This is a genomic window from Salinivirga sp. (genome assembly GCF_055145285.1).
Genome location: NZ_JBSRDC010000006.1, coordinates 1 through 17729, shown reverse-complemented (window position 1 = coordinate 17729; position 17729 = coordinate 1). Strand labels below are relative to the sequence as shown.

14 protein-coding genes are annotated in these 17729 nt (G+C 38.8%); 2 read left to right on the top strand and 12 right to left on the bottom strand.

Features of this window, described 5'->3' with window-relative positions; genetic code table 11:
* The first annotated feature begins 161 nt into the window (after nucleotides 1-161).
* Nucleotides 162-995, top strand: coding sequence for an NmrA family NAD(P)-binding protein (locus ACTB0Y_RS01480; RefSeq protein WP_463205013.1), 834 nt, complete (start codon nucleotides 162-164; stop codon nucleotides 993-995).
* 754 nt (nucleotides 996-1749) lie between these two features.
* Here ACTB0Y_RS01480 and ACTB0Y_RS01475 read toward each other — a convergent pair.
* The 4 genes from ACTB0Y_RS01475 to ACTB0Y_RS01460 all read right to left on the bottom strand — a co-directional run bounded on the left by ACTB0Y_RS01475 (nucleotide 1750) and on the right by ACTB0Y_RS01460 (nucleotide 7004).
* On the bottom strand, nucleotides 1750-3027 hold the full coding sequence (locus ACTB0Y_RS01475; protein WP_463205012.1) for a flavin reductase: 1278 nt from the start codon (nucleotides 3025-3027) through the stop codon (nucleotides 1750-1752).
* Between the two features lie 356 nt (nucleotides 3028-3383).
* Complete coding sequence (locus ACTB0Y_RS01470; protein WP_463205011.1) at nucleotides 3384-4538, bottom strand: FMN-binding protein; 1155 nt, start codon at nucleotides 4536-4538, stop codon at nucleotides 3384-3386.
* A gap of 402 nt (nucleotides 4539-4940) precedes the next feature.
* Nucleotides 4941-5747 (bottom strand): lysostaphin resistance A-like protein, encoded by an 807-nt coding sequence (locus ACTB0Y_RS01465; protein WP_463205010.1) that lies wholly within the window; start codon nucleotides 5745-5747, stop codon nucleotides 4941-4943.
* Between the two features lie 12 nt (nucleotides 5748-5759).
* On the bottom strand, nucleotides 5760-7004 hold the full coding sequence (locus tag ACTB0Y_RS01460; RefSeq protein ID WP_463205009.1) for a DUF418 domain-containing protein: 1245 nt from the start codon (nucleotides 7002-7004) through the stop codon (nucleotides 5760-5762).
* A gap of 159 nt (nucleotides 7005-7163) precedes the next feature.
* On the opposite strand from ACTB0Y_RS01460, the gene ACTB0Y_RS01455 reads away from it, so the two are divergent.
* The gene (locus ACTB0Y_RS01455; protein ID WP_463205008.1) at nucleotides 7164-8006 is read left to right on the top strand and encodes an energy transducer TonB; all 843 of its coding nucleotides are present in this window, start codon (nucleotides 7164-7166) and stop codon (nucleotides 8004-8006) included.
* A gap of 274 nt (nucleotides 8007-8280) precedes the next feature.
* On the opposite strand, the gene ACTB0Y_RS01450 is transcribed toward ACTB0Y_RS01455, so the two are convergent.
* From ACTB0Y_RS01450 to ACTB0Y_RS01415, 8 genes are all read right to left on the bottom strand, one after another.
* Nucleotides 8281-9285 (bottom strand): prenyltransferase, encoded by a 1005-nt coding sequence (locus tag ACTB0Y_RS01450; RefSeq protein ID WP_463205007.1) that lies wholly within the window; start codon nucleotides 9283-9285, stop codon nucleotides 8281-8283.
* A 429-nt stretch (nucleotides 9286-9714) separates the two neighbouring features.
* Nucleotides 9715-10338 (bottom strand): hypothetical protein, encoded by a 624-nt coding sequence (locus ACTB0Y_RS01445; RefSeq protein ID WP_463205006.1) that lies wholly within the window; start codon nucleotides 10336-10338, stop codon nucleotides 9715-9717.
* A 336-nt stretch (nucleotides 10339-10674) separates the two neighbouring features.
* The gene (locus ACTB0Y_RS01440; protein WP_463205005.1) at nucleotides 10675-11361 is read right to left on the bottom strand and encodes a hypothetical protein; all 687 of its coding nucleotides are present in this window, start codon (nucleotides 11359-11361) and stop codon (nucleotides 10675-10677) included.
* 161 nt (nucleotides 11362-11522) lie between these two features.
* Entirely contained in the window at nucleotides 11523-12242 is a 720-nt protein-coding gene (gene istB / locus ACTB0Y_RS01435) for an IS21-like element helper ATPase IstB (protein WP_463205004.1), read from the bottom strand.
* Nucleotides 12243-12259: 17 nt separating this feature from the next.
* On the bottom strand, nucleotides 12260-13810 hold the full coding sequence (istA, locus tag ACTB0Y_RS01430; protein WP_463205003.1) for an IS21 family transposase: 1551 nt from the start codon (nucleotides 13808-13810) through the stop codon (nucleotides 12260-12262).
* Between the two features lie 580 nt (nucleotides 13811-14390).
* Complete coding sequence (locus ACTB0Y_RS01425; RefSeq protein WP_463205002.1) at nucleotides 14391-14738, bottom strand: type II toxin-antitoxin system PemK/MazF family toxin; 348 nt, start codon at nucleotides 14736-14738, stop codon at nucleotides 14391-14393.
* Nucleotides 14728-14958, bottom strand: a complete 231-nt coding sequence (locus ACTB0Y_RS01420; protein WP_463205001.1) for a hypothetical protein — start codon at nucleotides 14956-14958, stop codon at nucleotides 14728-14730. Before ACTB0Y_RS01420 ends, ACTB0Y_RS01425 begins: the two co-directional genes overlap by 11 nt.
* Nucleotides 14959-15365: 407 nt before the next feature.
* Nucleotides 15366-17357: a T9SS type A sorting domain-containing protein gene (locus ACTB0Y_RS01415; RefSeq protein ID WP_463205000.1), complete on the bottom strand. Its 1992-nt coding sequence runs from the start codon at nucleotides 17355-17357 to the stop codon at nucleotides 15366-15368.
* Nucleotides 17358-17729 lie beyond the last annotated feature (372 nt).

Sequence of the window (17729 nt, the reverse complement as noted above, 5' to 3'; positions counted from 1 at the left end):
GTTGCGGATTTATATAATATGGTGGCTTGCCGACAAATTGATTTGTAAAGCCAACCCGTAAAAAATTCACTCCATGATTAAAGGAAAGATGCACCAATGAAACATTTAAACTATACATTTTCCAACTTGTTGTACCAATTAAACAGAAAGAAAAAAAAGATATGAGCAAATCTAAAATTTTGGTGACGGCATCAACAGGAAATATTGGTTTACCCCTGTCAAAAGCTTTGCATGAGAAAGGGATACCATTTACGGCAGCAACACGAGATGCTGATAAGGCATTTAAGCAATTCGGATTTGAAACCGATACCGTAAAACTTGATTTTAAGGACCCGTCAGGATTCCCAAAAGCCCTCGCAGGGATCGAAACGCTGTTTTTATGTGGTCCCTCAGCCACACCAGGCGCTGAAAAGTTGCTGGTTCCGCTAGTGGAAACGGCCATTGAAGCCGGGGTAACAAATTTTGTTTTTATTGCATCTTACCCCAACATTATGAGCATCATTGAAAATAGCGGTAAAGCATACACCTTTTTGCGCGCTAACTTTTTCATGCAGAATTTTGAGTTGTATCAAAAGGAAGATATTCGAAAACAACACCAAATCTTTCTGCCAACAGGGAAAAGCAAGGCTCCATTTATAGACACCCATGATATTGGCGCGGTTGCAGCTGAAGTAATTGAAAACCCTTCGAAATTCAGTAAAGAAACCATATACCTTACAGGCCCCGAAGCTATGGACCTGCATCAGGCTGCCGGAATTTTTTCGGAGGTCTTGAACAAAGACATTACATACAAAGAGCCGGATGATGAAACTTACAGCAAGGAAATGAAGCAGCGTGGATTCTCAAAAGATTATATTGATGCCATGATCGCCGTATTCGGAAAGATCAAAACCGGACAGGTTGCCCAAACATCAGATGACATTGAACAGATACTCGGCAGAAAACCGACACCGCTTAAACAATATATTAAGCGAAATAAGTCGATTTTTGTTTAATAGCAGATTCTGGGGATTAGATAGTAGATATTTGATCACGGATCGTAGATTTTAGATGTTGGATAGTGGATTATAGAATTTGGATAGTGCATATTGATAATTGCGCTTTCCCGGGCCATTGAACGGCTCACGAGCCGGGTTGTGGGAATAGCAGCAACGTTCGTTTCGATTCGCTTATGTCCAGCCCCCCCGAGCCACTCAACGAACTACCGTTGCACCATAAAATTTTTAAATAATGATTATCGGGGGGAACCTAAAAAGCATTTGCACGAATAATACACAGGACAGTGGAAATCGACTTTGCCGGCCATTGAGTGGCTCATACCTATGGTTGTGGGAATAGCAGCAACGTTCGTTTCGATTCGCTTATGTGCAGCCCCCCGAGCCACTCAACGAACTACCGTTGCACCATAAAATTTTTAAATAATGATTATCGGGGGCAACCTAAAAAGCATTTGCACGAATAATACACGGGACAGTGGGAATCGACTTTACCGGCCATTGAGTGGCTCATACCTATGGTTGTGGGAATAGCAGCAACGTTCGTTTCGATTCGCTTATGTCCAGCCCCCCGAGCCACTCAACGAACTACCGTTGCACCATAAAATTTTTAAATAATGATTATCGGTGGCAACCTAAAAAGCATTTGCACGAATAATACACAGGACAGTGGAAATCGACTTTGCCGGCCATTGAACGGCTCACGCGCCGGGTTGTGGAAATCAAAATGGCTGATTTCCAAAATTTAAATCCCCTACTTCCAAAAAATATTCTCTGGTTTCCACTTGTCTTTGGGTACATCTTCGCCTGTAGGATAACCAATGGGAATAACATTTAAGGGCACATGCTTTTCAGGCAGGTCAAGTTCTTTTATAACCACTTTTGTTCTGTCATCGTATGGATACGAAGCGGTCCACACAGCTCCAAGGCCAATGCTTTCTGCAGCAAGGAGAATATTCTCTGATGCTGCCGAACAATCTTGCACCCAATAGCCTTTATCCTTTAAGTTGCCGGCCTTGTCCATATCGCCACAAACGACAATAGCGGATTGTGCCTGGTGCAACATCTTAGCATAAGGCAACTGCTGGCCGAGTGCATCGAGGGTTTCACGTTGCGTTACAACATAAAACACCCAGGGCTGCCTGTTTGCTGCTGTTGGTGCGGCCATACCTGCCCGCAGCAGGGTTTCTATCTGCTTTTTTGAAACCGGTTGGTCGGTAAAATGGCGTACACTCTTTCGGTTATGTATCACTTCCAATGCTTTATTCTCGTATTTCTGACTATAATCAGGAACAAATGGTTTACCATCTATTTCATTCAATGACTCGCCCACCCTGGCTAAAAAGGGGCCTGTTTCATAATAATTTCCTCCTCCATAGATTAGGGGATTCAATAAATTTACATCTACCCGATCATCGGCATTTAAGATAGCCTCATCAACTTTTACATCGATAACTTTGCCAATAAATTGCCTGTGCGAGCCAAGATCATGAAACGCTGTAACTTCGCACTCAATAGCAATAGGAAATTCTTTTACGTAAGGGGCATTTACTAACTCACTTTTTACAGGTGTGAGCCCGGTCTCTGCAAACTTATTTACATCTTTCCCCGAAAAACGACCTGCATAATCGACATACTTAGCCAATTCGGCAGAGGGTATATTCACTGTAAACGACCTTGTTTCTGTTACATTACCGTAAGAGTAGGTAGCAGGGCGCATAGAAACCGCAATACTAAGCGGATCGGAATTACAAATCCCTGCCCATGCAGCAGTCATAATATTTGGCTTTCCCGCTTTATCATATGAGCCTATCACCAAAGCAGGCTTCGGGTACACCTCACTTCTAACTCCCAGCGATTTCTTTTTAAAGGGCACCGCTGTACTATCTGATGTTGCCCGCTGAGCATTCATAGTTGTATCTGATGATGTCGATACTGGCTTATTGGAACTGTCGCTTTTATTGGTCAATTGAATTACCAAAACCAATACGGCGGCGGCAAGAATAATATTTAAAACTTTACTTTTTTTCATGATTTCATATGTTTGTTTTAATTTTATTCGCAAGCTTCCCGGCTTTTGGGCGGGACAGGCTATGAGCTCACTTCGTTCGGTTCAATGGTCATATGGAGCTCGCCATGATAAGCCTAATGTATGCTGCATACTATTTGTAGGTTCGTTACAATCAGGCGGGTGTACTTCGACACGCTCAGTAGAACTGTGTCAAAATTTTTAGGCATGGCTCGGTTCATCTGTTTATAATTTTGATTTTAGTGGTCAGATGGAGCTCGCCATGATGATTCATATTTACGTCACACATGTTTTTTTCCATTATAATCAATACGTTTGTGTGTTCCGCCAGCTGGCGGATCATGGCTCGGTTCATCTGTTTATAATTCAGTATTTCTGGCTTTTTTATAAGATATGGTATCCAGTGCACATCCTGTAGGACATACTGAACACCAGGGTTTAGTAAAGAAAAGCGACAATAAAATAACAATTAAACCAAAGGTGATTAGTCCGTAACCAATCACTCGAAAAGAAAAGAACATGAAAGGTTCGGCATAAGATAACTCAGGCGCAAAGCCCAGCAACAAAGCACCTGCAATGAGTACCAGGTAAAGCTCCCTTACAGTTATTCCTTTGAATTGTGTTGGTAACAATCTTTTTTTGAATGGCGTAAAGCGGTTTGTAAGCTCTTGCAGTGCGCCCATCGGGCAGAGATAGTTACAGTAAAATTTCCTTTTGCCGAGAAAAGAAATGGCCAGTGCTAAGATGAACATTACGGTAGTTTGCCAATTGACCCGCCAGCCAAAGCCATCTTTGAGCCAGCCCTGTAGCAACTGAACAGAGAGTGCATTATTGAGGATCAACCCCATTATAATTAAAACCAGAAACAGATAAATAGTACGGTATTTGGCTGTTCCTTTTTTGTTAGCCACCACCACCGACAGAAGCATCAGGCTCAAAAACAGAATATCCTTAATGGTTGTCCAAAGCTTTGAGTCTTTAATAACCGCTGCATCAGATTTCATAACCGAAGATGCGGTATGCCTGATGCCTGCAAGTACGGCTTTACTCGTATGGGTAGCACCGGAGACAATATCAACCTTGTACTCCACAGCATCTGCGAGCTGCACGCCCTGCCATTTACCTATAAATTCATTGGCATAAATGGCTTCGATGTAGTCACTGGTCTCATTATTAGGCAGCAACACAACCTTAGTGATGATTAAACTATCATCAAGCCCTATTAGTAACGGAACCCTGCCGCCATAACCAAATTGTTGGGTGTAATCAGACGAAAGCAGTGCGGTTCCTTTTTTATTTCCATTTTTTCCATACACATCAAAAGCAGCATGTCTGCTGCGATTAAATTCCGTTGCTGTGGGGTAAATATCCTGTATATCTTCTAACTCCACAGTGATTTCTGCCTCATTCTTATGAAATAAAAAATCTCTGCCTCCCCTGTATGCAATGGCTACCAGAATAATTATTATTAGCGTGTACTGGTAGGCCGTTGACTCAATTTGTCGCTTGTTCATTAATATTATGGTTGATAATTCTTAAAACCCAGGTTGCAAAGGCAACTTTTGGATAAAATAATAAATTCTGATTGGCGAAAATAAGGATTTTAAATCATTAGGCGATATTCAGTTCTTTTACTACTGTAACTTTTTCGTCAAATTCCTTGCTTTTAAGGATTTACCGTACAAAGGCAGACTCATTGAACAAAGTTACTTTCGCATTAACACACCCAGAAACCCAAATTTAATGGGATGAATTGTTCTTTACCAATTTCACAAAGTTGTGCCGAAGAATTAAAAAGCACTCAACCATTGACATTCAATCTTTAACCTGCCATTCTTAAGAATTTTAAGTGGAGGGGGCCGGGAATTCTTACTAAAAAACGTGAGCTTTTATGTTCAATAAGTAAACAATCACTGTCATCTATCAATTTTCAAGCTATTAAACTCTTCTTTTAGTAAGAAAAAACCAAGCACCGAAACTATTATTGCGCCTACGGTAATTAAGATCATGTTGAATGTTCCGCCATACATATCTGTTAGCGATTCACTCATCATGGTTTCGGAACTCATAAAATAACCCATAGCAAAGGCAAATAAATTATTGGCCGCATGAATCAGAATTGACAGGGTCAACTTCCGGGTTTTGTAATAAACCCAACCGGAAAACACCCCAACTATCAACGCGCTGATGAATTGCCAGGGATTTAAATGCACAATTCCGAAAAGTACGCTTGATAAAATAATGGATTTTGCAGGACTATATTTTTTTAAAAGGCCATCCAGAATGATACCTCTAAAAATGAGCTCTTCGATTACCGGTGCTGCAATAACAATTGCAATAAAAGAAAACAATCCATCTTGTTTGGCAAACTCAAGGAAGATTTCCTGCATGAACTCAGGCATAGGTACTAAATTAACCATCGGCATAACAATACCCGTTTGAATTGCAATAATGGTGATGATTAAAAACACCATTAACTTTGCGCTGGCAGTGCCAAAACTATATTCAGTAACCCCGGTCTCCTTTTTTCTTAAAAAGTGCGCTAATACAAAAGGCACACCCATTGCGACAAGATAATAAATCAAAAAAGAGAGCTCTCTTCCTACTACCTTGTTTAAAGTATGATTTAACGGGCTAAACAATAGCATTGAAACAATGGCTATTCCTAAAATACCCCAACTTTGGCCTACATTGGGATAGTATTTTTTTATTTTTTCTATCATATGTTTGCTTTATTACAGTAATATTTTTTTCATAGGTTGCAACTTCAGATAAGTAAGGCTGCGCCAGAGCCATTCAAAAGGGCCAAATTGAAATTGACTTAACCACCATCGACTAAACATAACCTGTAAAGCAAATACAATCAGGGTTAGGACGATACTTTGCCAAACCTCAACTTTACCAAAGAGGCCAAAACCGTAAGAGTGAAATAAAACTGCAGCAATTATTGATTGCAGCAGATAATTGGTCAGTGCCATTCGCCCGATGGGCACAAAATATTTGATCATTAAACCTGCTTTACCTCGAATAAATAAAATGGTTAAGCCCGAAATGTAGCACAGCCCAAGTGAGATACCACCTATAGAATGCATGGAAGAGGTTAACAAGCCCCAGCCATCGGGCACGCTCAGTATCGTATTCCTGTAAGCTACTGTGTAAAATACATTGGTGATCACCCCTATAACCAAACCCCACCAAAATATTTTTTTGAATAGCCGGAGTTTATTAGCATAATTAACCATAATTCCTTTACGGCCTGCCAGGTAACCGACTAAAAACATGGCCAATACCACCGGACAAAAAAAGAACAAACTGCTACCCAATAAGGATAGGTACTCACCAAATCTGATTGATACTATCTCGGAAAAGCTTCCGCTAGAATAAATCAGGGTTGCTTCTTCAATAAACTGATTCATATCGAGCACGCTTTGCTGCATTTGCTCATCAATAACAGCCTTAATCTCTGGACTCTTTGAAAAAAATGAAATCATTAAGACCATAATGGCATACAAAACTGTAGGCACCAAAGCTAAAACAGTGGCCCAAATAATAATTTTTTTATCGGATAGCTTTCTGAAAAGGATTAGAAGAAAACCGAAAAGTGCATAATAAACCAGGATATCGCCGGCCCAAAGTAAGCCAATATGAGCCAGCCCGATGAGCAGCAGAATGAATAATCGTCTTCTGAAAACAGGCAATGTAGATTTTCCGATATCCTTACCCTTACTTAAAAAGATATAAAAGCCAAAACCAAACAGCATTGAGAAAATCACATAAAACTTGCCCTCAAAGAAAAACTTAATGAACGATTCGGCCATAATTTGCACCAACGAGGCATCCGGGTCGGGTCCCACTGTCATCGTCAGTACGGGCTGGTTCATTAAAAGCATATTGACCATTAAAATACCCAACAGGGCAAAACCTCTGAGTGCGTCGATTAAATCAATGCGTTGTGATTGTTTTAAAGGGCTGTATTCCATATTGATGATTTATAATATGTGCAAAGCACTTCCCAAATTTAACAAAGCATGTTACTATTTCCTATTTTTGCATAAAAAAACAACAATCAATGGCAGAAAAGTTTTTATAATGTTATTTTTGAATTATTGCCATTGTCAATTTAAAATCACATCGTTGTCATGAAATTAAAACACCTGATTATTTGTTTGCTCGCATGCCTGCCACTGATTGCCCCGGCGCAATTGGACACCGTCATTTACATGAAACTGAACAAACAACCAACATCAAAAGAAAAAGCATTTTATTGCATCACTTTGCTAAAAAAATCGAACAAAAAATTTGTGGTAACCAGATTTCAAAAACACTATAATGCCAACTGGTCTCAAACCGGATATTCAAAAATTAAAGTGCTCAGCGATTCGGTTTTAAAGGTGAAGAAATACCAACAGAATAAACTGCAGTTAAAGTTCAAACGAAATTTCTCCATAGTAAACGACAGCATTTATTATTTTAAAGAAATCGACAAACAAGATCGTCTCTGGCGTGAAGGCTATACAAAAAGCAAATTCCCATTGCACCTTGTGCGTGAAATGAAAACTTATTATGAAAGCGGCCAGCTAGAAAGCATTCAGAAATATAAAAACAACCGCTGTATTGCAAGTGAGAGCTGGCACGAGGATGGCACCCGAAGATTTAAGAACCAGTACGCTGATCTGGACTCTTTACCAGAGTTTCCGGGTGGACAAGAAGCACTATTCAAGTTCATTGGTGAAAACATCCGATATCCGCATGAAGCAAAAACCAAAAGGATCAGGGGTAAGGTTTTTCTTCAATTTATCATTACAGATAAAGGTAAAGTAAGCAACGTAAAAGTAATAAAAAGCGCGCATCCCCTGCTCGACAAGGAGGCCCAGAGGGTAGTTAGCCTAATGCCCGATTGGAAACCGGGAAAATTCATGGGCGAATATGTTAACATGAGGTACCAGGTACCCATCAATTTTAGGTTGTCAGCTTTTTGGTAGCAAGCAGCAAGAAACAAAGGAAGGTGTCTAAAAAGCTTTGAAACCGACGAAGTACAGGAATCGCAGCACGAAGTGTAAACTCAGCAAAGCTAACCGACTGAAATGAGCTCTACGAAGTCACCCTTTCCGCATTGGTTATCGACAGATTCCTGCGTTTCAGATTTCATAAAAACAGGCTGTACCCTTTCAGAACAAGTACGATTTTTGACTTTTTAGACAGCCTCCTATTGAGAGTGCATTGTTTTAGCTTCAATAAAATTGGCCTGAAAGCATATTAAATAATGCCCATCTTAACCAGGACTACGCTGGCAAGCAAACCCACAAAGAAAAGCATACTAAACGCACGATTGTAAATAAAAGCATGACTCACCAAATAGAGCGGCCAACCTGTTTTATTGCCCCCGGGCTCTGTGCTGGGCCGTGGTTGCCCGAATATTTTGAAAGTGGAAATCAATTTTGGAACGGCCAAAAACGTAATGAGCAGTGGCCACGCCTGATTTTCATACACATAATAAGCGATCATGGCATACTGTGCAATCCACAAAAACATGGTGAAATAACGTGCGTTTCGCTCTTTAAGGATCACAGGCAGGGTATAGACGCGTTTTTTCAGGTCTTCCTGCAGTTTATCTGTGTGTTTTCCCAACAAAACAGTTGTGGGTCCAATGGCATAAAGCAGGGCAATGTATACCACATCCCAGTTCCATATGCCCGAAGTGGTTACATAATACGTTCCGCCAATCATAAGCGGACCCCAAACCAATAAAACCACAAACTCACCCAGTCCAATGTACTTGAAAGGCCAGGTGTAGAAAAACAGAAATACCAACCCGGCCACAAAAAATGCAGTTGTAATATAATCGGTTCTAAAAATCAGAAACAACCCACTAATAGTTGCGATAACCAACGAAACTGCCAGGTATTTATAAAATGTTTTGAGGGAAGTGTATTTATGCTCCAGCACCTGCACGCCATAAAGCGACCGGAAATAGTTGTTTTTGTCTACGCCACGTTTGTAATCAACCAGGTCGTTAATGAGATTATTGGATGCATGGGCGAAAATCAAGCCTACAAATGCCACCGAAAAGTTGATTACATTGAAACTGTCGAACAAATAGGCCAAAATTCCGGCAATAATAGCAGAAAATGCGGTCATAATGAGTACCGAAGCCCTGGTGGCGACCAACCAGTGTGAAACAGCGTCTAACCCACTCCATTCTTCCTTTGATACGCGGGGAACCCTGGTTAAAGCTGTTCCCCAAAATGAGAAGTTTGCCATATCTATTAATTTAAATAAACACAATTTTTAATATACACTGACCAACACCTGATATTCATTTATGTTTAGCCGTATTTGGCTGCGAAGATTGGCACAAAAGCAGGCTTTAAGTAAGCCTACAACCAATAATTACGCTATAATGCAACTCAACGGAATTTTTCTTCAGGTAGCAGTATGGAATTAAAAAACAATTGGCCTGGTCACGAACAAAAAATATTTCCCGCGATCATAAGTGCACAAACCACTCCGGAAATGGTGGCACAAATCGAACCAGATTATCCAATCATCAAACCAATAAATCTAAAAGATTGAAAATACACACGAAATAACCTACTACCTTTAGGTTGGCCCAACAAAGGGATAATCAGAGTAGAGCTTTTTGGATCATACGTGTGATTGATCCCTAATTATTTTAGGACACGTTTTTTTCTATCCAACGAAAAGTCCAATTATAGTTAAAGTAATTAAAATCACACCAGTTAACGATTGTACTATATTAAACCATTTCTTTTCTTTCTTCTTTGAAATCAGTTTAGACATAAAGTAAACGATAAGTCCAATAGGTATTGTCAGACCAATCGCAAATATCAGTAATGGTGTCACTGTGGCAATTATTGTTGTTGCTTCAGAATTTGCAATCAGTATTGTACCAATTATTGGTCCTGTTCCTGAAAATGATATTGCAGTAAACACAATCGACATAATTACAATCACTAAACTTTTGAATAATCGGTTGGAATCAAGATTTGAGGAAATAACTTTTAAAAATCCGAGCAACCAAAGTCCTAGAGTAACATTAAAGATTATAATTAAGTATTTAAAAATAAGGCTTGAAGAAAAGCTTGCTAAATCATTTGGAGTAGTGTTATTAAGAAAGACTCCAAGTATCGCATAATATATAATAATCAATGCGCAAAATATTGAAATGGCGAATAACCTGGCATCTTTTGTTAAATTTAATCTACTTAATGCAATTATTAATATCAATGTCATTAAAAACACTCCGGGTGTGAGTACTGAAATTAACCCTCCAAGTAATGATTGTATGTACATAAAACTTGTTTTATTTATCTAATTTTATAATAACTATTGTTTTATTTTCAAACTTATTATTTGCATCATGCTGTAAGCCGTATTCCATAACGCACCTAAATATGGCACAACGTTGCAGCTGGCGAGTGTTTTCTTACTTACAATATCTTAAAAACCTTCACATAGCCAACCGAATCGCCGTTAGGCGATGAGCTCAGCAGCGCTAAAACTTTGTTGTGCAATGTTAATCATTTTCCGTCAAAACGATGTTTTGTGGGATAAAAAAAGAACTTCGAACCGCCCGAAACTATGCAAATCCACATGTTCTAACGCCGCTATTGGCTATAGTTTCCATTTTTAAATATGAAATCTAATACCCAATAAAAGTTCATATCCACTACCATCGATATTATCACTAAAGTCTATCATTTCTTGACTTATACTTCCTAAATTAAATTCATTCCCATCTGAAGTGATTTCTTTTAATCTATAATTATGGTAAAATAATGATGTAGAAATGGTGAACGAGAACCATTCTATAAAATAAATCTCATACCCTAAGAATGCGGATGGACCAACCGAGTTTTTATAAATAAATATATTATGTGCAGCTCCTTCAATCTGAGATGCATCAAGATCCAATACATTTTTCAGAGAGAACCTTAACCCTCCTCCAAGATTAAGATGACTCTTTTTATTAAAACTTAATTTATAGGTTATTATCGGGTTTAAAACGGCTTTAGAAAATTCACCAGAAGCATTACTCAATTCTGGAACTAATTTAGATTTTATGCTAGAAAGGCCTAAGAAAACTTCAATATTATTATCAAAACGGTACCCCAATCTACCCCCACTAATACTCCCGCCTCCAATATCTAGATTAACATCAGACCCATTTTCGGTAACAATTCCTGTTTCAATATCTTTTCCAAATCCTCCTCCAAATATTAATTCTATAGAAATTGGCTTTGTAATTACTTGAGATTTTAATTCAATATCTACACAAAAAAGTGTTATTAATATAACTAGTGATAAAGTTTTCATTTTAATGCTTAATCGTTTCTTTTCATTATTAAAGCTACGTATACGGCTTTCTTATAACGTCCTCCAAATTTGCTGGATATTTCGGTGATACTGACCCCCCATTTCGGTCATATTGACCCCCCTTTGCAGCATTAGGTCAAAGAACAGATTGTGTGACAAATTTACAGTTTTTTTCTCAGACTTTCTCCTTTTAATTCTAAACGATGTGATGTATGTACCAACCGATCTAAAATAGCATCGGCAATGGTTTCTTCTCCAATAATGTCGTACCAGCCGGCAACAGGGAGCTGGCTAGCTATGACAGTGGCTTGCCTGGCATGACGGTCTTCAATGATTTCCATAAAATCCATTTGTTGTTGAGCTTCCAGGTGAGTTAATCCAAAATCGTCAAGAATAAGCAAACGCGTTTTAGAAAGCTGATCGAAAAACTTATAAATGGTGCCTTCGGCCCTGGCCATTTTTGTTTTGATCAACAGCTTTTGAAGATTGAAGTAAGCCACCTTGTAACCTTGACTACAAGCATGATGCCCAAGTGCAGATGCCAAAAAACTTTTACCACATCCAGTGGCCCCGGTTATTAAAACAGACTCCCCTTTTTCGATATACTCCCCTGTTGCAAGTTGGGTAATTTGGTTTTTATCAAGGCCACGGGCATTGTCATAAGTAAGTTCTTCAATTGAAGCCTTATAACGGAACTTTGCATTTTTCCGCAACCTTTCAAAACGGTTGTTTGTACGGTACTGTTCTTCCCCTTGCAAAAGCACTTCCAGACCTTCGCTCAACGAGAGTTCATGGTGTTTACGCGTTTCGGTCATTGCCTGCCAGGTCTGCTGCATGCCGTGTAACCTTAATTGTGTGAATTTTGATTTGATTTCTTCCATAATTTTGATTTTTCAGTTTATTGATAATAGTTTGCCCCCCGTGTGTTATTATGCTTGGGGAGTGGTTTAGATATTTTCTTTTTTATAGAGTATTGATGGGGGTTCTTTTCAATGATGTTCTTGATAAACATATAGGAGTATTTTTCGAACGAAATGGCTGTTTCACAAGCTTGGTGGAACAACTCCGGATCGGTTTTACGATAAAGGCTCAACAGCCCGTCACAGGTTTTGTAAAGGTGTTCGGGATACCTGTCTTGTTTAAAGGTAAGGTCGATTAAACGATAAAGTGTCGAACTCAGCCGCCGTGCTTTTGCAAGATAATATTCGGGGCTCCGGCTAATATAATGTTGGTGCTGCGAGCATAAATGATTGCTGTCGGTTGTATATCTGCCTGCCCTCAGGTCTCTTGTGTGTACGGCTATTTGTTCCCCTTTCTGGTTATATATTTTCACCAATGACCGTGTGTAAATGATCTTGACCTTTTGCCCAATATAGGCATAGGGCACACTATAATAATGCTTATCTGAAGCCATGTAAACATGGTTATTGGGGTTGACTTTTAGTGTTTTGTAGTATTTGATCTGAAAGTTTTCTTCCGGCAATGCAGCGAGTTTTGTTTTTTCATCAGCCAGGAACTTTTCTTCACGGCAATAATTTTTTTGTTGCATCCGGGTTTGATTGTGCAATTTAACCTGCGTCATTATAGCCTTGTTCAGCGAAGCAAGGTCGAAAAATGTTTCATTCCGCAGCGGGGCGTACACACGGCTGTATATTAATTTCACCTGGTTCTCGACCAATGCTTTATCTTTCGGTTTTGCCGGCCGTGTAGGTGTTACCGTCGTTTCATAATGAACAGCAAGGTCGTCCATTGCCTGGTTTACGGTAGGTTCATAGTTATTGGCTTTGGTAATGGCCGACTTTAAGTTGTCGGTGACGATCGTCTTGGGGGCACCGCCAAAGAATTTCAAACAACAAACCATGGCGTAAATAAAATCTTCCATCTTTTGACTGGGAACGGCCATGGCAAATGCATAATCAGAATAAGGCAAACAGGCCACAAAAACCTGGCATTCAACAATCTCCCCGGTTTCCATGTCAACATAAGATAGGGTCTTTCCAGCAAAATCGACAAAAAGTTTTTCCCCGGCATTATGGTAAAGTTTTAGGCTTGGTCTACGGCTTTTGTTGTGTTGGTTTAGGTGGTGACAGAACTGAGTGTAGCTATATGCATTATCAATGGACTGTCGGTATTCACGCCATAGCAAACCACGCGTAACACCAGTCTTGTTTAGCTCTGAGGTGTAATAATCCAACTTGCTCTTTAGGTGTTCATAACGTTCATCTTTGTAAGAAGGGTTGCCGGAAAACAATGTAGCTTCAAGCTTTGGATCGTCCATTTTTAACAGCTCGTCAATATTGAATTTTCCACCTTCTATTTTGTACAAATAGCTTTTAACTGTGTTTTTGCTCATGCCCAAGATCCTGGCAATGGCTTTTTTGCTTTTGCCCTGTTTATAAAGGCGTAGTAATTGTTTTATTTGGCTCATACGCTTAATTTTTCCTGCCATTCTTATCTGTTTTAATGGGTTTTGCCCACTAAATAACCTAAGCCGCAAGAAAAAGGGGGTCAGCTTGCTCCGAAATTTGAAATTGCCCTGCCCACAGGGGTCAGTTTGCTCCGAAATCGAAAATTCCGGCGCGCAAAAAAACACGATAACAATGTCAATTTAAAACATAAAGGGGTCAGTATCCGCCGGAATGTCATGTTTTTTTAGCTACAAAAAACACTTGATTTCGGCTTCCAGATGTGGGGTCAGCTTAGTCCGAAATATCCATTTGCTCCGTAACCAACCGAATCGCCGTTAGGCGATGAGCTCAGCACCGCTAAAACTTTGTTGTGCAATGTTAATCAAATTACCCATCAAAACGAAATTTTGTTCGCATCATAATTGATTTTAAATGTTTTCGAGAGCTAATGGTTGGCGGAGTTATTTTAACTCACCGAATCCCGAATTGCTAAAAATTTCAATTTTGTTAGTAATTCGAGGACTCTCGTAAAATTAATCAAATTATAGATTTGCTATTTTACGGAGCCCCAAATCCAGCAGCAGCTCAAAACTCTCACTCACCGCTGTTCTGGTGCATGCTTTATTCAAGATCAAGTACAATTTGGATATTTTCTTTGACTTTATCAATCAATTCAGTGGGCAAAATTCCTATTCGTCTTGTCAGTCGTTTATTGTCAATCGCTCGAATTTGATCAATCATGATGTCGCAAGCTTTATCCACATTTGCGGTTCCTTTTTTTATATGAACTCGTAAAATGTCAGAATCCTTTTTCACATTTGTCGTTATCGGACAAATAATGGTCGATGGATGGGGAATCTTATTGAGTAAATTTGTTTGAATCGTCAGAACTGACCTTGTTTTCCCTGATTCTGTCCCAATTTCTGGGTTTAAATCAGCAATCCAGATTTCAAATTGTTTAATCTGCATAGTCAATCTCCTCAAAATCGTTAAGTACAGACATTGAATCGGCTTTCACAAGGTCAGATTCCTTTTTTAGTTTTCTCTCAAGAATCTGTTTTCGTTGGTATTTATTGTAAAATTCTAATGCCTCGTTAATATATCTATTTCGAGGTTTTTTGATTCGTGCAAGGATTTTTTCAGTCTCGCCGAAAATCGAATCGTCTATTTTTAATGATACTGATTTCATATATCGATATTTAATATTACAAATGTATATACTTATAGCGCATAAATCAAGCAAAATGTTTTGTAATATTTGATGCAGTTACAATTCAGAAGAGCAGAAAGGACTTGCCCGCATGCACCAGAAATTTCCGGGAATAAGCGAACAACTTGTGTTCGGTTATTCATATTTGTTAAACGTTAGTAAAATGCTTATCGTAACCATCTAAATATAACAAAGGTTGTTGAATGAAACAAAAAATTATAATAAAAAGATCCGGGTTGGCTGGACTGCGATGTAATCGCGAACCAATGGGGGTTCATGCACGGCACACGACAAAAAAAAACCTGCTAAAGAAAGCCTTTAGCAGGTTTTGTATTTACTTTCGCGTGAGTTTACATAAATTATGAGTTACACACACTTAATAAGCATTATTCGATAATTAATTTTACTATTGAAGCATCAAGCTCGGAGCGTACTTCAACAAAATAAACACCTTTATCAAAAGTAGAAATATCAATTGACTGAAATTTAGATTTACATCTAACATCTTCATAAACCAATTGTCCTCCTACGTTGTATATTTTAATACTGCTTAATAATTCTTCACTTTGAATATTAAACACATTATTAGCTGGATTTGGGTAACATGTAAACGCAGGTGAGTTTTGTTCGGCAAACCCCACTCCACTTACATTGATGAATTCTTCTTTGGTCGTAGTATAGCTATCACCGGCATCATTTGTTACAGTAAGAGAAACAGTGTAATTCCCTTCATCAACAAAGGTATACGAAGGATTTTGCTCATTCGAATCTTCAATTCCATCATTATCAAAATCCCAGGACCATGAAGCAACGGAACCACCAGTAGTTTCATCAGTAAAGTTTACAGTTAAAGGAGCAGTACCATTAACTTCATCTGCAGAAAAATCTGCAGATAATATAGCTCCACCTTCTAATTCAACCTGAGTTGCATTTGCAATAATACCTGTGTTAGCATCAATCAGCAATACGACTAAATCTACATTTTCGGAATCAAAATCATTGGCCAATGTATGGGTAAACTCATAAGAATATGGTGTACCATAGACAACATCTGCAGGAATAACTCCGGAAATACCGTCCCAACCACCTACTAAAACTCTACCAACATGATCGTAAACCATTTGTGCAGCTGGTACAGGATTTGATAGGTCAGCCCAGTTCCTTCCGTCCCAGTTAATAAGATCACCATAACTTCCACCAGCGTAATAATTGGCTTGATTCCATCCAGAAGTAGTACCTGACATTCCGTTTTCGACGATAACCATAGCTACATTATAGGAAGTTCCTGTTAAGTCCATAGCAAAATTTGAGGTTGCTTCTACCGTAATATCGCGTGTTACGGTATCCCATGTTTTTGCTGTGACTTCAATTTTAGCCAAAGGAATATCTTCTTTTGCCGCCAAATAAGCTGGCTCTAAACTTGAGAGACCTGGATCAAAAACATTTTCTCTATTCATTACGCCACTTGGATATCCACTAATAAAACTTCCGATACCCTCATCGTATTCTGTTACGGCCATTGGGTCGCCATTATGAACACCAATACCTATCCAGGTGCCGTCTGTATAATTGTGAGCCATTGTGCTTAACCCTACCAAACCTCGTGGACACCATCCGCACCAGGTGCCTGTACCTTCTTCATAAACCACATTTTTGGTAAAAATTTCATTCACACATAAAACATTTGCCGATAATGAATCATTACCAGGAAAATCATCGTCACCCTCACCATTAATATTCTGAATAATCAACTCCAAGGTATGTTCACCAACTACAATATTAGCCAAATCAGGATGTGTAAAATCATAGCTTTCATTAAAACCAATATTTAACCCATCAAACGTAGCAACCTGACCTACTACACCATCAATCGAATAAACTACATCAAAAGATGTAATGGGTGTATCTCTATCACTTCGAACAGTACCCTTAATTTCGACATCCCCTGCAGCTACTTTTGGTGCAATATCAAATGTAGTTAGATTTAAATCAGTTCCTGCAGAAGAACAGACATTAGTAAAAACAAAGAATTCTCCTGGTTCTGGAGCTTCCGTAGGCTCACATTCATAAACTACAATACCAATTCCATTTGTAACTGAAAAAGAGCACTCTTCCGGATAACCTCCGGGGGTCCAAACTAAACTGATATCAGTCATATCGGGAGCAGAAATATTCTCTATTCCTGAAGATCCACTTGTAAAAGTAGCTGTGCCCAACAAGTTCGTGCCGTCGTAAACTTTAACAGAAGCACCATTCCAGCCATCACCATAGCTGTCTTCCATATCAATAACGATATCGCATTGTGCAATTGCTGAATTAATGTTACCCCAAAAAAGGAATGCAACTGCGATTAGCATAAGTAAAAAATTGTTTCTCATAGCGTAATATTTTATAAGTTAGTAAAGCTTTACCAAAAATACATTTTTTTTCAGATAAAGCTGTCCTTAATTCATTTTTGAGTATTCCTTATTTTTTTTTGGACCTGCCAAATCTATAACGCTATCTGATATTCTTTAGGTTAATATGAGCAAAAACCTTTACGTATAACTTAGAAAACCTCTTAGTGCACTGTCTAAAAAAATGGTAAGATTTCACTTAAATACTTTCGCGGTTGTTTTGCAGCTGTTCGTTAAGATACATCCTTTACAAAAGTTAAAGATTAGACTTTACACTAAATTGGTACCTAACCTTATTGTTTGTTCTTTTCTTCTTAAATGTGTCTCATCAAAGTAACCTAAAAATACATTTCT

Coding starts and splice junctions, on each gene's coding strand:
- istA (WP_463205003.1), bottom strand. CDS start 13,810: ATGGCAGGAAAAATTAAGCGTATGAGCCAAATAAAACAATTACTACGC.
- istB (WP_463205004.1), bottom strand. CDS start 12,242: ATGGAAGAAATCAAATCAAAATTCACACAATTAAGGTTACACGGCATG.
- ACTB0Y_RS01445 (WP_463205006.1), bottom strand. CDS start 10,338: ATGTACATACAATCATTACTTGGAGGGTTAATTTCAGTACTCACACCC.
- ACTB0Y_RS01425 (WP_463205002.1), bottom strand. CDS start 14,738: ATGCAGATTAAACAATTTGAAATCTGGATTGCTGATTTAAACCCAGAA.
- ACTB0Y_RS01480 (WP_463205013.1), top strand. CDS start 162: ATGAGCAAATCTAAAATTTTGGTGACGGCATCAACAGGAAATATTGGT.
- ACTB0Y_RS01440 (WP_463205005.1), bottom strand. CDS start 11,361: ATGAAAACTTTATCACTAGTTATATTAATAACACTTTTTTGTGTAGAT.
- ACTB0Y_RS01420 (WP_463205001.1), bottom strand. CDS start 14,958: ATGAAATCAGTATCATTAAAAATAGACGATTCGATTTTCGGCGAGACT.
- ACTB0Y_RS01455 (WP_463205008.1), top strand. CDS start 7,164: ATGAAATTAAAACACCTGATTATTTGTTTGCTCGCATGCCTGCCACTG.
- ACTB0Y_RS01465 (WP_463205010.1), bottom strand. CDS start 5,747: ATGATAGAAAAAATAAAAAAATACTATCCCAATGTAGGCCAAAGTTGG.
- ACTB0Y_RS01460 (WP_463205009.1), bottom strand. CDS start 7,004: ATGGAATACAGCCCTTTAAAACAATCACAACGCATTGATTTAATCGAC.
- ACTB0Y_RS01470 (WP_463205011.1), bottom strand. CDS start 4,538: ATGAACAAGCGACAAATTGAGTCAACGGCCTACCAGTACACGCTAATA.
- ACTB0Y_RS01415 (WP_463205000.1), bottom strand. CDS start 17,357: ATGAGAAACAATTTTTTACTTATGCTAATCGCAGTTGCATTCCTTTTT.
- ACTB0Y_RS01450 (WP_463205007.1), bottom strand. CDS start 9,285: ATGGCAAACTTCTCATTTTGGGGAACAGCTTTAACCAGGGTTCCCCGC.
- ACTB0Y_RS01475 (WP_463205012.1), bottom strand. CDS start 3,027: ATGAAAAAAAGTAAAGTTTTAAATATTATTCTTGCCGCCGCCGTATTG.